Below are 14,451 nucleotides of genomic sequence, written 5' to 3'. Positions count from 1 at the left end.
GGGTGCGCAGCGGGTCGGCATGGGCCGCGAGCTGCGGGACGCGTTCCCGGTGTTCGCTGCCGCCTTCGATGAGGCGTGCGGCGCGCTGGGGTTGGACCCGGCGGTGCTGGACGATGCCGAGAAGCTGAACCAGACGGAGTTCACCCAGGCGGCGCTGTTCGCGGTCGAGGTGGCGCTGTTCCGGCTCGTCGAGTCCTGGGGTGTGAAGCCGGACTTCGTCGGCGGGCACTCGATCGGCGAGCTGGCCGCCGCGCACGTCGCCGGGGTGCTGTCGCTTCAGGACGCGGGCAAGCTGGTTGCGGCTCGGGGTCGTCTGATGCAGGCGCTGCCGACGGGTGGCGCGATGGTCTCGCTCCAGGCGTCCGAGGACGAGGTGTTGCCGCTCCTCACCGATGGTGTGGACATCGCGGCCGTCAACGGCCCGAACGCCGTGGTGATCTCCGGGGACGAAGACGCCGTCCTCGCTGTCGCCGCGCGCTTCGACAAGACCAAGCGGCTGACCGTCTCGCACGCGTTCCACTCGTTCCGGATGGACGGGATGCTGGCCGACTTCCGCAAGGTCGCCGAGTCGCTGACCTTCCAGGCACCGCGCATCGCGATGACGGGCGAGGTGACCTCCCCCGAGTACTGGGTGCGGCATGTCCGCGAGGCGGTCCGCTTCCGCGACGAGGTCACGGCCCTGCACGCCGAGGGTGTGCGCACCTTCCTGGAGCTGGGCCCCGGCGGCGTCCTGACCGCCATGGCGCAGGAGTGCCTGCCCGACGCCGAAGACGTGGCGTTCGTCCCGGCTCTGCGCAAGAACAAGTCCGAGCCGGAGGCCGTGGTCTCCGCTCTCGGGCGGGTCCACATCACCGGCAACTCCGTCGACTGGACGGCCTTCTTCGCCGGAACCGGCGCCACGCGCGTCGACCTGCCCACCTACGCCTTCCAGCACGAGCGCTACTGGCTGGACGCGTCTCCCGCTGTGGGTGGCGGGCTGCTCGGTGCCGCGATCGCGGTGCCGGAGGGGCATCTCTTCACCGGTCAGCTGTCGTTGCAGAGCCACCCCTGGCTGGCCGATCACGCGGTCTCCGGTGTGGTCCTGCTGCCGGGTGCCGCCTTCGTGGAGCTGGCGATCCGCGCGGGTGACGAGGTCGGTTGCGGCCTGCTCGACGAACTGACCCTGGAAGCGCCGCTGGTGCTGCCCGAGCGGGGTGCGGTGGAGCTGCGGGTGTCGCTCGCGGAGTCCGACGACGCGGGGCGGCGGGAGCTGAGCGTGCACTCGCGGTTCGGAGACGAGCCGTGGACGCGGCACGCCACCGGTGTGCTGGCCACCGACGCCCCGGCCCCGGACTTCGACCTCACGGCCTGGCCGCCGGCCGGTGCCCAGACCGTCGCGGTCGACGGGCTCTACGACCGGTTCGCCGGGATCGGCCTGGAGTACGGTCCGGTGTTCCAGGGGCTGACGGCCGCCTGGCGCAAGGGCGATGAGGTCTTCGCCGAGGTCGCCCTGGACGAGGCCACGGACGGTGCGGCGTTCGGGCTGCATCCGGCGCTGCTGGACGCCACGCTGCACGCCATCGGGCTCGGTGACTTCGTCGAGGACGACGGCCGGGCGCTGCTCCCCTTCGCCTGGAGCGGAGTCGCGCTGCACGCCGCCGGGGCCGAGACGGTCCGGGTCAAGGTCTCGCCCGCCGCGGGCGGGGTGTCGCTCGCGATCGCCGATGGCACGGGTGCGCCGGTCGCTCTCGTCGAGACCCTGGCCCTGCGGCCTCTCGCGCAGGACCAGCTCGTCGCGGCCAGGGACACCCTGCGCGACGCGCTGTTCCGGACCGAGTGGCAGCCGGTGTCGCAGGACGCGTCGCCGCTCACCGCATCGGCCACCGCGGGGTGGGCCGTGCTGGAGGGCGACGACCTTGCCGCTCTGACCGGAGCGGACGGTGTCCCGGAGCTGGTGCTGCTGCCGCTGTCCGCCCCGGAGTCGGACCGTGACGGCCAGGACGCCGGCGATCTGGCCGCGGCCACCCGTCTCGCGGTGGGCCGGGTTCTCGGCCTGGTTCAGCAGTGGCTGGCCGAGGAGCGGTTCGAGTCGTCCCGGCTGGTCGTGACGACCCGTGGGGCCGTCGCGACGAGTGCCGGAGCCGGGGTCGCGAATCCGGCACACGCCGCCGTATGGGGGCTGCTGCGCTCCGCGCAGGAGGAGCACCCGGACCGCTTCCTCCTGGTCGACCTGGACACGGACGAGGACCAGCTGCCGGAGGCCGTACGCGATGCGCTCGCCGCTGCCGCGGTCGAAGGCGGGGAGCGCGAGCTGGCAGTGCGCGACGGTGGACTGCTGGCGCCGCGCCTGGTCAAGGCCGCCCAGCTGCCCGCCGCGGACGCCGGCGAGCAGACTGTTGTCTGGGACACCGCCGGAACGGTGCTGATCACCGGCGGCACCGGCGGGCTGGGCGCGCTGGTGGCCCGTCATCTGGTGGCCGAGCACGGGGTGCGGCATCTGCTGCTGACCAGCCGGCGCGGGGCGGACGCCCCCGGCGCGGTCGGGCTGCGGGACGAACTCGCCGGGCTGGGCGCCGAGGTCACGGTCGCGGCCTGTGACGTGGCCGACCGTGAGGCGCTGGCCGCGTTGCTGGGCTCGGTGCCTGCCGAGCGTCCGCTGGCCGGTGTCGTGCACACCGCCGGTGTGCTGGATGACGGTGTCATCGGCGCGCTGACCCCGGAGCGGCTGGACACCGTCTTCCGGCCGAAGGTGGACGCCGCGCTGCATCTGCACGAGCTCACCCGCGAGATGGACCTGACGGCGTTCGTGCTCTTCTCCTCGGCGGCCGGGGTGTTCGGCACGCCGGGGCAGGGCAACTACGCGGCGGCCAACGCCTTCCTGGACGCGCTGGTCCGGCACCGCAACGCGGCCGGCCTGCCCGGCGTCTCCCTGGCCTGGGGCCCGTGGGCGCAGCAGGACGGCGGCGGTATGGCCGACGCGCTCGCCGACGCCGACCTGCGCCGCATGTCCCGCTCCGGGGTGCTGCCGGTGTCGGCTGAGGACGGGCTGGCGCTCTTCGACCGGACCGCGGGGGCGCGTGGCGTCCTCGTCCCGGTGCCGCTGGACACCCGGACCCTGGCAGGTGCGGGGGCGGTGGCGCCGCTCTTCCGAGGGCTGGTGCGCACCACCGCGCGCCGGGCCGCGCAGACCGGCACCCGGGAGACCGGCGAGCAGCTGAAGCAGCGGCTGGCGGGCCTGCCCGCGCTGGAGCAGGAGCGGCTGCTGCTCGACCTGGTCCGCGGGCACGCGGCGTCGGTGCTCGGCCACGCCGATCTGACCGCCGTCGGATCCGACCGCGCCTTCAGCGAGCTGGGCTTCGACTCGCTGACGGCCGTCGAGTTCCGCAACGGGCTGCAGACCGCGACCGGGCTGCGGCTGCCCGCGACGCTGATCTTCGACTACGCCACGCCGCGCGCTCTCGCCGAGTACGTGCGCGCCGAACTGGTGCCGGCCGAGGACGCGGGCGGCACGGCGGACGAGGACGAGATCCGCCGGGCGCTGGCCGCCATTCCGCTGAACCGCCTGCGGGACGCGGGCCTGATGGATGCCCTGCTGGAGCTGGCGGGCATCCGTGTCCAGGCCCCGGACCCGGCCGCCGCCGACGAGGCGGGCGAGCCGGACTCGATCGACTCGATGGACGCCGAGCGCCTGATGCGGATGGCGCTCGGAGAGTCCGACTTCTGAAGACGCGAGAGGTAAGAACGCAACGATGAGCGCACCTGACGAACGACTCGTTGAGGCACTTCGCGCGTCACTCAAGGAGACCGAGCGGCTCCGTGAGCAGAACCGGAAGCTCACCGCCGAATCGCGCGAGCCGATCGCGATCGTGGGGATGAGCTGCCGGTTCCCGGGCGGGGTGTCCTCGCCGGAGGAGTTGTGGGAGCTGCTGGCCGCGGGCGGGGACGCGATCAGCGACTTCCCCACCGACCGAGGCTGGGACATCGAGTCGCTGTACCACCCGGACCCCGACCACCAGGGGACCACCTACGCCCGCTCGGGCGGATTCCTCCACGAGGCGGCCGAGTTCGACCCCTCCCTGTTCGGGATTTCGCCGCGTGAGGCGGTGGCGATCGATCCGCAGCATCGGTTGTTGCTGGAGGCGTCGTGGGAGGCGCTGGAGCGTGCGGGGATCGATCCGGTTTCGGTGCGGGGTTCGCGGACGGGTGTGTTCGCGGGGGTGATGTACCACGACTACGGGGTGGTGGTGGATCAGGCCGCGGAGCAGGTGGAGGGTTTCCTCGGCACTGGCGGGAGTATCGCCTCTGGTCGGGTGTCGTATGCGTTCGGGTTCGAGGGCCCGGCGGTGACGGTGGATACGGCGTGTTCGTCGTCGTTGGTGGGTTTGCATCTGGCGGTGCAGGCGTTGCGTCAGGGTGAGTGTGATCTGGCGCTTGCCGGTGGTGTGACGGTGATGGCGACGCCGGAGATCTTCGTCGGGTTCTCGCGTCAGCGGGGGTTGTCGGCGGATGGGCGTTGTAAGGCGTTCGCGGCCGGGGCGGATGGCACCGGTTGGGGTGAGGGTGTCGGCATGCTGCTGGTGGAGCGGCTGTCGGACGCCCGTCGCAACGGTCATCCGGTGCTGGCGGTGGTGCGTGGTACGGCGATCAACCAGGACGGTGCGAGCAATGGTCTGACCGCGCCCAACGGCCCGTCCCAGCAGCGCGTCATCCGCCAGGCGTTGGCGAACGCCCGGGTGTCGGCTGCCGATGTCGATGTGGTCGAGGCGCACGGCACGGGCACGTCGCTGGGTGACCCGATCGAGGCGCAGGCGCTGCTGGCCACCTATGGCCAGGACCGTGGTGAGGCCGGTGACCCGTTGTGGCTGGGCTCGATCAAGTCGAACCTGGGTCACACGCAGGCGGCCGCGGGTGCCGCTGGTGTGATCAAGATGGTCATGGCGATGCGGCACGGCATGCTGCCCCAGACTCTGCATGTGGATGAGCCGTCGCCGCATGTGGACTGGTCCGCGGGTGCGGTGGAGCTGCTCACCGAGCCCCGTGACTGGCCGCGGGTGGAGCGGCCGCGTCGCGCGGGCGTGTCGTCGTTCGGGATCAGTGGCACCAACGCCCATGTGATCATCGAGCAGGCCCCGGAGGCCGAGGCCCCGGCCGCCGGTGAGATCGAGCTGCCGGTCGTGCCGTGGGTGCTCTCCGGCAAGACCCCCGAGGCGCTGGCCGCGCAGATCGAGCAGGTCCGCGAGGCCGCGGCCGGGCTCGACCCGCTGGACGTCGGCTTCTCCCTGGCCACGGGCCGGGCGGCCCTGGACCACCGGACCGTGCTCGTGGGGTCCGAGATCGTGTCCGGGCGCGCGGTCGAGGGCCGACTGGCGGTGCTCTTTACCGGCCAGGGTGCGCAGCGGGTCGGCATGGGCCGCGAGCTGCGGGATGCCTTCCCGGTGTTTGCTTCCGCTTTCGATGAGGCGTGCGGCGCGCTGGGGTTGGATCCGGCGGTGCTGGACGACGCCGAGAAGCTGGACCAGACCCAGTACACGCAGAGTGCGCTGTTCGCGGTCGAGGTGGCGCTGTTCCGGCTCGTTGAGTCCTGGGGTGTGAAGCCGGACTTCGTCGGTGGGCATTCCATTGGTGAGCTGGCTGCCGCGCATGTTGCCGGGGTGCTGTCGCTGGCGGACGCGGGCAAGCTGGTTGCGGCTCGTGGCCGTCTGATGCAGGCGCTGCCGACCGGTGGTGCGATGGTCTCGCTCCAGGCGTCGGAGGACGAGGTTCGTCCGCTGCTGATCGATGGTGTGGACATCGCGGCGGTCAACGGCCCCCGTGCCGTGGTGATCTCCGGCGACGAGGACGCCGTGCTTTCCGTGGCGGCCGGGTTCGAGCGCACCAAGCGGCTGACGGTCTCGCACGCCTTCCACTCCTTCCGTATGGACGGGATGCTCGACGACTTCCGCAAGGTCGCCGAGTCGCTGACGTTCCAGGCGCCGCAGATCCCGATGACCGGCGATGTGACGTCGCCGGAGTACTGGGTGCGGCATGTCCGTGAGGCGGTCCGCTTCCGCGACGAGGTCACGGCCCTGCACGCCGAGGGTGTCCGCACCTTCCTGGAGCTGGGCCCCGGCGGCGTCCTGACCGCCATGGCGCAGGAGTGCCTGCCCGACGCCGAAGGTGTGGCGTTCATCCCCGCGCTGCGCAAGGACCGCACGGAACCGCAGGCGGTGGTCTCCGCCCTGGGCCGGGTGCATGTCCACGGTGGCACCGTCGACTGGGCCGCGTTCTTCGCCGGGACCGGCGCGCAGCGCGTCGATCTGCCCACCTATCCCTTCCAGCACCAGCGCTTCTGGCCGCGCGGCTCGGCCGTCACCGGGGACGTCGCCGGGCTGGGCCTGGGCTCCGCCGAACACCCGCTGCTCGGCGCCGCTGTCGCGCTGCCGGACTCCGACGGCTTCATGTTCACCGGCCGGCTCTCCCGCGCCACCCACGCATGGCTGGTGGATCACGCCGTGGCGGGCACGGTGCTGGTTCCGGGCACCGGGCTCGTGGAGCTGGCGATCCGCGCCGGCGACCAGGTCGGCTGCGACCTGCTCGAGGAACTGACCCTGGAGGCACCGCTGACGCTGCCCGAGCGGGGCGGCGTACAGCTGCGGGTGACCGTCGGCGAGGCGGACGGATCGGCGCGCCGCGAGGTGCGGATCTACTCGCGCCCTGACGGTGCCCCGGCGGAGAACCCGTGGACCCGGCATGCCTCCGGCACGCTGACGGCCGGCTCCCCGGCGGCGGAAGCGGCGGCCGATCTCACGCAGTGGCCGCCGGCCGGCGCCGAGGCCGTCGACATCGACGGGCTCTACGACCAGTTGGCCGCCCTCGGGCTGGAGTACGGGCCGGTGTTCCGGGGGCTGCGGGCCGCCTGGCGCAGCGGCTCGGACGTGTACGCGGAGATCGCGCTGCCGGGTGACGCGGAGCGCGAGGCGGCCGCCTTCGGGCTGCATCCCGCGGCCCTGGACTCCGCACTGCACGCGATCGGCCTGGGCGACTTCGTCGAGGACGACGGCCGTCCCCGGCTGCCGTTCTCCTGGTCGGGCGTGGCGCTGCACGGCGTCGGAGCGGCGCGGCTGCGGGTGCGGATCTCCTCGCGCGGCACGGGTGAGGTGTCGCTGGCGGTCGCCGACGGCACCGGCGCCCCGGTCGCCACCATCGACTCCCTGGCGCTGCGCGCCATCGACACCGGTCAGCTCGCCGACGCCGCCTCCGCCCAGCAGGACTCGCTGTTCCGGCTGGAGTGGGTGACGGTCGCGGCCACGGACGCCGGCCCCGCCGGAGACGAGTCCGGTGACGAGGCCGATGCCGGTCAGCGGGCCGGCCGGTGGGCCGTGCTGGGCTCCGACGGTCTCGGCACGGCCGGTGCGCTGGCGGACGCGGGCATCGAGGCGGAGCTGTGGGCGGACCTGGAGACAGGGACGTCCGCGGACGGGGTGCCGGACCTGGTGCTGGTGCCGTGCTCCCCGGGCGACGCCGCCTCGACGGTGAGCGCCGGGCAGACGCACGAGGCGGCGGCCCGCGCGCTGGGGCTGGTGCAGCGCTGGCTGGCCGAGGAGCGGTTCGCGGCCGCACGCCTGGTGCTGGTGACGCGGCGGGCGGTGGCGGCGGACGCCGCCGAGTCCCCGGCCGATCTGGCGCATGCCGCCGTCTGGGGCCTGGTGCGCTCGGCGCAGTCGGAGAACCCGGAGCGGCTGGTGCTCGTCGATGTCGACGGCTCGGCCGAGTCCTGGCGCGCGCTGCCGTCCGCCCTCGACTCCGGTGAGCCGCAGCTGGCGCTGCGGTCCGGTGAGATCCGCGTACCCCGGCTGGCGCGCGCCGGCTCCGGTGGCGCCCTGACGCCGCCGGCGGACACCGACGCCTGGCGGCTGGACTTCGTCGGCAAGGGCACCCTGGACGGGCTGTGCTTCGTGGAGAACGAGCAGGCGACCGCGGTGCTCCAGCCCGGGCAGGTGCGGGTCGCGGTGCGGGCCGGCGGCCTGAACTTCCGCGATGTGCTCAACGTCCTGGACATGTACCCGGGCGACGCCGGGCTGCTGGGCCTGGAGGGCGCCGGTGTCGTCGTCGAGGTCGGTGAGGGCGTCACCGACCTGGCCCCCGGCGACCGGGTGATGGGCATGCTGTCCGGATCCTTCGGCCCGCTCACCGTCACCGACCGCCGGCTGCTGGCGCGGATGCCGCGAGGCTGGACGTTCGCCGAGGCCGCCGCGGCCCCGGTGGTGTTCCTCACCGCCTACTACGCGCTGGTGGACCTGGCCGGGCTGAAGTCCGGCGAGTCCGTGCTGGTGCAGGCGGCCGCGGGCGGCGTCGGTATGGCCGCCGTGCAGCTGGCCCGGCACCTGGGCGCGGAGGTCTTCGGCACCGCCAGCCAGGGCAAGTGGGGCACGCTGCGCGAACTGGGGCTGGACGAGACGCACATCGCCTCCTCCCGCACCCTCGACTTCGAGGCGGAGTTCCTCGCCGCCACCTCCGGCCGCGGCCTGGATGTCGTCCTGGACTCCCTGGCCGGGGAGTTCGTGGACGCCTCGCTGCGGCTGCTGCCGCGCGGCGGACGCTTCGTGGAGATGGGCAAGACCGACATCCGCGACGCCGACGAGGTCGCCGCGGCACACGCCGGCGTCTCCTACCAGGCGTTCGACGTGATGGACGCCGGGCCGGACCGCATCCAGCAGATGCTCCGCGAGCTGCTGGAGCTGTTCGACAGCGGCGCGCTGCGGCCGCTGCCGGTCACCACCTGGGATGTGCGGCGGGCGCCGGAGGCGTTCCGCCACCTGGGGCAGGCCAAGCATGTCGGCAAGGTCGTGCTCACCGTGGACAGGGCCTGGGACGCCGACGGCACGGTGCTCGTCACCGGCGGCACCGGCGGCCTCGGCCGGATCATCGCCCGCCACCTGGTGGCCGAGCACGGGGTGCGGCATCTGCTGCTGACCAGCCGCCGCGGCGCCGACGCGCCCGGCGCCGCCGAGCTGCGCGACGAACTCGCCACGCAGGGCGCCGAGGTGACCATCGCGGCCTGCGACGTCTCCGACCGGGACGCGCTCGCCGCACTGCTGGCCTCCGTCCCCGCCGCGCACCCGCTGACCGGCGTCGTGCACACCGCCGGCGTGCTGGACGACGGAACGCTCGACTCCCTCAGCCCGGAGCGGCTGGCGACGGTCTTCCGGCCGAAGGTCGACGCCGCGCTCCACCTGCACGAGCTGACCGCCGGGCTGGACCTGTCGGCGTTCGTGCTGTTCTCCTCGGCCGCCGGAGTCTTCGGCAACCCGGGCCAGGCCAACTACGCGGCGGCCAACGCCTTCCTGGACACCCTCGTCCAGCACCGACGTGGTGCGGGGCTTCCCGCCACCTCCCTGGCATGGGGCGCCTGGGCGCAGGACAGCGGCATGACGGGCGAACTGACCGCCGCCGACCTGGAGCGCCTGGTCCGCTCCGGCACCCCGGCCCTCTCCGTGGCCGACGGCCTCGCGCTGTTCGACGCCGCGCACCGCACGCCCGAGCCGGCGCTGGTGCCGATGCACCTGGACACCGCGGCCATGACCGCGCAGGGCGGCGACGTCCCGGCCCTGCTCAGCGGGCTGGTGCGGGCCCCCCGGGTCCGGCGGGCCGCCGCGGGCGGCGCCGCCGCCGTGGACGGGCTGCGGCAGCGCCTGGCCGGACTCGGCCCGGACGAGCGGGAGCGCCTGCTTCTGGAGCTGATCCAGTCCAACGTCGCCGCCGTCCTCGGCTACGCGGGGGCGGACGCGGTGGAGGCGGATCGTTCGTTCAAGGAGATCGGTTTCGACTCGCTGACCGCGGTCGAGCTGCGGAACCGGATGAACGCGGTCACCGGGCTGCGGCTGCCCGCGACCCTGGTCTTCGACTACCCCACGCCCGCCGCGCTCACCGCCCACCTCCGCGAGGAACTGGTGGGCGGCGAGGAAGCGGCAGCCCTGCTCCCGGCGGCCGGCGGCCGTGCCGCCCTGGACGACGATCCGATCGCGATCGTGGGCATGAGCTGCCGCTTCCCGGGCGGGGTGTCCTCACCCGAGGAGCTGTGGCGGCTGCTGGTGGACGGCGGCGACGCGATGTCGACGTTCCCGCTGGACCGCGGTTGGGACGTGGCCTCGCTCTACGACCCGGAGGGCAACCGTCCGGGCACCTCGTACACCCGTGACGGTGGTTTCCTGCACGAGGCGGCCGAGTTCGACCCGGGGTTCTTCGGGATCTCCCCGCGTGAGGCGCTGGCGATGGACCCGCAGCAGCGGCTGCTGCTGGAGGCGTCCTGGGAGGCGTTCGAGCGGGCCGGCATCGACCCGGGCACCCTGCGCGGCAGCCGCACCGGCGTCTACGCCGGCGTGATCTACCACGACTACGGCGCGCGGCTCGGCTCCTCCGTGCCGGACGGGGTGGAAGGCTTCCTGGGCACGGGCACTTCCGCCGGTGTGCTCTCCGGCCGCGTCTCCTACACCCTCGGTCTGGAAGGCCCGGCGGTCACGGTCGACACGGCCTGCTCGTCGTCGCTGGTCGCCCTGCACCTGGCGGTGCAGGCGCTGCGGGCGGGCGAGTGCGAGATGGCGCTGGCCGGTGGCGTGACCGTGATGTCCACCCCCAACACCTTCATCGACTTCTCGCGCCAGCGCGGTCTGGCCGGTGACGGCCGGTGCAAGGCGTTCGCCGGTGCGGCGGACGGTACGGGCTGGGGCGAGGGCATCGGCATGCTCGTCGTCGAGCGGCTGTCGGACGCCCGACGCAACGGCCACCAGGTGCTGGCCGTGGTCCGTGGCTCGGCGATCAACCAGGACGGTGCGAGCAACGGCCTCACCGCGCCGAATGGTCCCTCGCAGCAGCGGGTGATCCGCCAGGCGCTGGCCGGAGCCGGCCTGTCGACCGCCGATGTGGACGCGGTGGAAGCCCACGGCACCGGCACCCGGCTCGGCGACCCGATCGAGGCCCAGGCGCTGCTGGCGACCTACGGCCAGGAGCGCGGTGACGGCGGCGAGCCGCTGTGGCTGGGCTCGATCAAGTCGAACATCGGTCACACGCAGGCGGCCGCTGGTGTCGCTGGTGTGATCAAGATGGTCATGGCGATGCGGCACGGCGTGCTGCCCAAGACCCTGCACGTCGATGAGCCGACGCCGCATGTGGAGTGGTCCACGGGGGCCGTGGAGCTGCTGTCCGAGGCGCGTGAGTGGCCGCAGCGGGAGCAGCAGCCCCGGCGTGCGGGTGTCTCGTCCTTCGGCTTCAGCGGGACCAACGCGCACGTGATCCTCGAGCAGGCGCCGGAGACGGATGTCGTCCCTGCTGAGGGCGGCGTTGAGCTGCCGCTGGTGCCGTGGGTGGTCTCCGGCAAGACGCCCGAGGCCCTGGACGCGCAGGTCGAGCGGGTGCGCCGAGCGGCCGCGGACCTCGACCCGGTGGATGTCGGCTTCTCGCTGGCGACCAGTCGGGCGTCGTTCGAGCACCGCGCGGTGATCGTCGGGTCCGATGTGACGTCGGGCCGGGTGCTGGGCGGCAAGCTGGCGGTGCTCTTTACCGGCCAGGGTGCGCAGCGGGTCGGTATGGGCCGCGAGTTGCGGGATGCCTTCCCGGTCTTTGCTGCCGCTTTCGATGAGGCGTGTGCGGCGCTCGGGCTCGACCCGGCGGTGCTGGATGACGCCGAGCTTCTCAACCAGACCCAGTACACGCAGAGTGCGCTGTTCGCCGTCGAGGTCGCCCTGTTCCGTCTGGCCGAGTCGTGGGGCGTGCGCCCGGACTTCGTCGGCGGGCACTCGATCGGCGAGCTGGCCGCCGCGCACGTCGCCGGGGTGCTGTCGCTTCAGGACGCGGGCAAGCTGGTCGCCGCCCGTGGCCGTCTCATGCAGGCGCTGCCGACCGGCGGTGCGATGGTTTCGCTCCAGGCCGGCGAGGACGAGGTTCGTCCGCTGCTGATCGACGGGGTGGACATCGCGGCGGTCAACGGACCTCGCGCCGTGGTGATCTCCGGTGATGAGGATGCCGTGCTGTCCGTGGCGGCTGGTTTCGAGCGCACCAAGCGGCTGACGGTCTCCCACGCGTTCCACTCGTTCCGTATGGACGGGATGCTGGCCGACTTCCGCAAGGTCGCCGAGTCGCTGACGTTCCACGCACCGCGCATCGCGATGACCGGAGACGTGACCTCCCCCGAGTACTGGGTGCGCCACGTCCGCGGGGCCGTCCGCTTCCACGACGAGATCCAGACCCTCCACGCCGAGGGTGTCCGCACCTTCCTGGAGCTGGGCCCCGGCGGCGTCCTGACCGCCATGGCGCAGGACTGCCTGCCCGACGCCGACCCGGAGTCCGTGGCCTTCGTCCCGGCCCTCCGCAAGGACCAGCCCGAGCCGGAGGCCGTGGTCTCCGCTCTCGGCCGGGTCCACATCACCGGCAACTCCGTCGACTGGGCTGCCTTCTTCGCGGGCACCGGCGCCGCGCGCGTCGATCTGCCCACCTACGCCTTCCAGCGCCAGCACTACTGGCTGGAGGCCACGGCGGCACCTGACCAGGGCGCGGCGGGCCTGGCGGCTCAGGATCCCTGGCGCTACCGGACCGTCTGGTCCCGTCTGGTGGAGGGCACGTCGCGCGCGCTCTCCGGGGTGTGGCTGGTGGTCGCGCCCGCCGGATGTGGTGGCGACGGCTGGGTCGAGCGTTCCGCTCTCGCCCTGGGCGAGGCGGGTGCGCAGGCCCTGACCGTGGAACTCCGGCAGGGCGACCGGCAGGCGGTCGCCGAGCAGTTGCGGGCGGCCCTCGATGAGCGGTCGGTGGATATGGCGTCCGTGGCCGGGGTCCTGACCTGGGCGAGCGGTTCCGCCGCACTGCCCGTGGTGCCGCTGGTGCAGGCGCTCGGTGACGCGGGCGTGCACGGACGGCTCTGGCTGGCCACGCGCGGCGCGGTCTCGGTCGGGGGCGCCGACCGGGTGGATAACCCGGAGCAGGCGCAGCTGTGGGGTCTGGGCCGGGTCCTGGGCTTCGAGCACCCGGAGCGCTGGGGCGGTCTGGTCGATGTGCCGGAGTCCGTGGCGGATCGTGCCGTGTCCCGCCTGATCGGGGTGGTGGCCGGATCGGCCGACGAGAACCAGGTCGCCGTGCGCGACGCCGGTCTCTTCGTCCCGCGCCTGGTGCGTGCCCAGGTGAACCCGCAGGCGGGGGAGTGGGAGCCGCGCGGCACCGTGCTGCTCATCGGCGGCACTGGGACCATCGGCGCCCGGGCGGCCCGCATGCTGGCCGAGCGCGGCGCCGAGCACCTGGTCACCGTCACCTCCGCGGAGGCGGCCGACCGCGAGGTGCTTGCCGGGCTGCTTGCCGGGCTGCCGGAGGAGCACCCGCTGACCGCGGTGGTCCTCGCCGACGAGTCCGACGAGTCCGTGGGCTCTGAGGGGCTGACGGGGAACGGGCTGCTGGGCTCGGTCGATGCCGAGGCGTTCGACCGGGCGGTCCGCGCCCGCGTCGCGGCGGCCGTCAACGCGCATGAACTCACCGCGCACCTTGATCTGTCCGCGTTCGTCCTGTGCTCCTCGATCGTCGGCACACTGGGCGGGCCCGGTCAGGGCGGTGCGGCAGCGGTGAGCGCCTGCTGGGACGCTCTCGCCCGGCACCGCCGCGACCGCGGCCTCCCGGCGGCGTCCATCGCCTGGGGTCCCTGGGACGGCGAGGCCGCCCGCGAGGCTGCCGAGGAAGGCTCCGAGGGCACCGGCCGGGACGACGACCAGGGCGGGCTGCGCGGCCTTCCGGCGTCGGCCATCGCCGCGGTCGCCGAGGTCCTGTCGGACGGCGAGGCGAGCGTCGCCGTCGCCGACATCGACTGGGCCCGCCTGCTGGACGGGTTCGCCGCGGCCGGATCCCACCCCCTCTTCCGCGAGATCCCCGAGGTCCAGCGGATCGAGGCGGAGCGGGCCGAACAGGCGCGCGCGGAGGCCGAGGCCCTGGCGCGTCAGCTGTCCGGCCTCCCGGCGGCCGAGCAGACCGCCGTGCTGCTGGACCTGGTGCGGCTGCAGGCCGCGACCGTGCTCCGGCACGCCGGCCCGGAGGCCGTCGAGCCCGAACGGGCCTTCACCGAGCTCGGCTTCGACTCCCTCACCGCCGTCGAACTGCGCGACCGGATCGCCCGCACCACCGGTCTGCGGCTGCCCGCCACGCTGGTCTTCGACTACCCGACCCCGGTCGCCCTCGTCACCCGGCTGCGCGAGGAGCTCGTCCCGGACGCGGCCACCGCGAGCCGCCTCCAGGCCGAACTCGACCGGCTGGAGGCCGCGATCTCGGCGATGGACCACGAGGAGCTGGTGAGCATCCGGGCCGCCGAGCGGCTCAGCGCGCTGCTGGCCAAGTGCACGCGCGGCACGCAGGACGACACCGACGAGGGCGTCGCGGACAAGCTTCAGGACGCGACGGTGGCTGAGGTCTTCGACTTCATCGACAACGAGCTGGGGCTCTCCGAGATATGACCACGACGAACGACCG

The 14,451-nt window shown here is 73.5% G+C and carries 2 protein-coding genes and 5 pseudogenes; all 7 read left to right on the top strand.

The window, feature by feature from the left end; all coding sequences use genetic code 11:
• Positions 1-19: 19 nt before the first annotated feature.
• Positions 20-799 (top strand): annotated as a pseudogene (locus AC4BDD_RS13575) (acyltransferase domain-containing protein); the annotation flags it as partial.
• Positions 773-1,207, top strand: a pseudogene (locus AC4BDD_RS13570) (polyketide synthase dehydratase domain-containing protein); the annotation flags it as partial. The pseudogenes AC4BDD_RS13575 and AC4BDD_RS13570, both read left to right, overlap by 27 nt.
• Positions 1,199-1,708: pseudogene (locus AC4BDD_RS13565) on the top strand (polyketide synthase dehydratase domain-containing protein); the annotation flags it as partial. The pseudogenes AC4BDD_RS13570 and AC4BDD_RS13565, both read left to right, overlap by 9 nt.
• Positions 1,685-2,269: pseudogene (locus tag AC4BDD_RS13560) on the top strand (SpnB-like Rossmann fold domain-containing protein); the annotation flags it as partial. The pseudogenes AC4BDD_RS13565 and AC4BDD_RS13560, both read left to right, overlap by 24 nt.
• 27 nt (positions 2,270-2,296) lie before the next feature.
• Positions 2,297-2,869 (top strand): annotated as a pseudogene (locus AC4BDD_RS13555) (SDR family NAD(P)-dependent oxidoreductase); the annotation flags it as partial.
• A gap of 78 nt (positions 2,870-2,947) precedes the next feature.
• Positions 2,948-3,703, top strand: a complete 756-nt coding sequence (locus AC4BDD_RS13550; RefSeq protein ID WP_490691768.1) for an acyl carrier protein — start codon at positions 2,948-2,950, stop codon at positions 3,701-3,703.
• Positions 3,704-3,728: 25 nt separating this feature from the next.
• Positions 3,729-14,435 (top strand): SDR family NAD(P)-dependent oxidoreductase, encoded by a 10,707-nt coding sequence (locus tag AC4BDD_RS13545; RefSeq protein ID WP_490691258.1) that lies wholly within the window; start codon positions 3,729-3,731, stop codon positions 14,433-14,435.
• Positions 14,436-14,451 lie beyond the last annotated feature (16 nt).

Source organism: Streptomyces sp. JLBT605, assembly GCF_058215555.1.
Note: the sequence above shows the minus strand (reverse complement) of the source record. Positions and strands in the feature narration are given on the sequence as shown.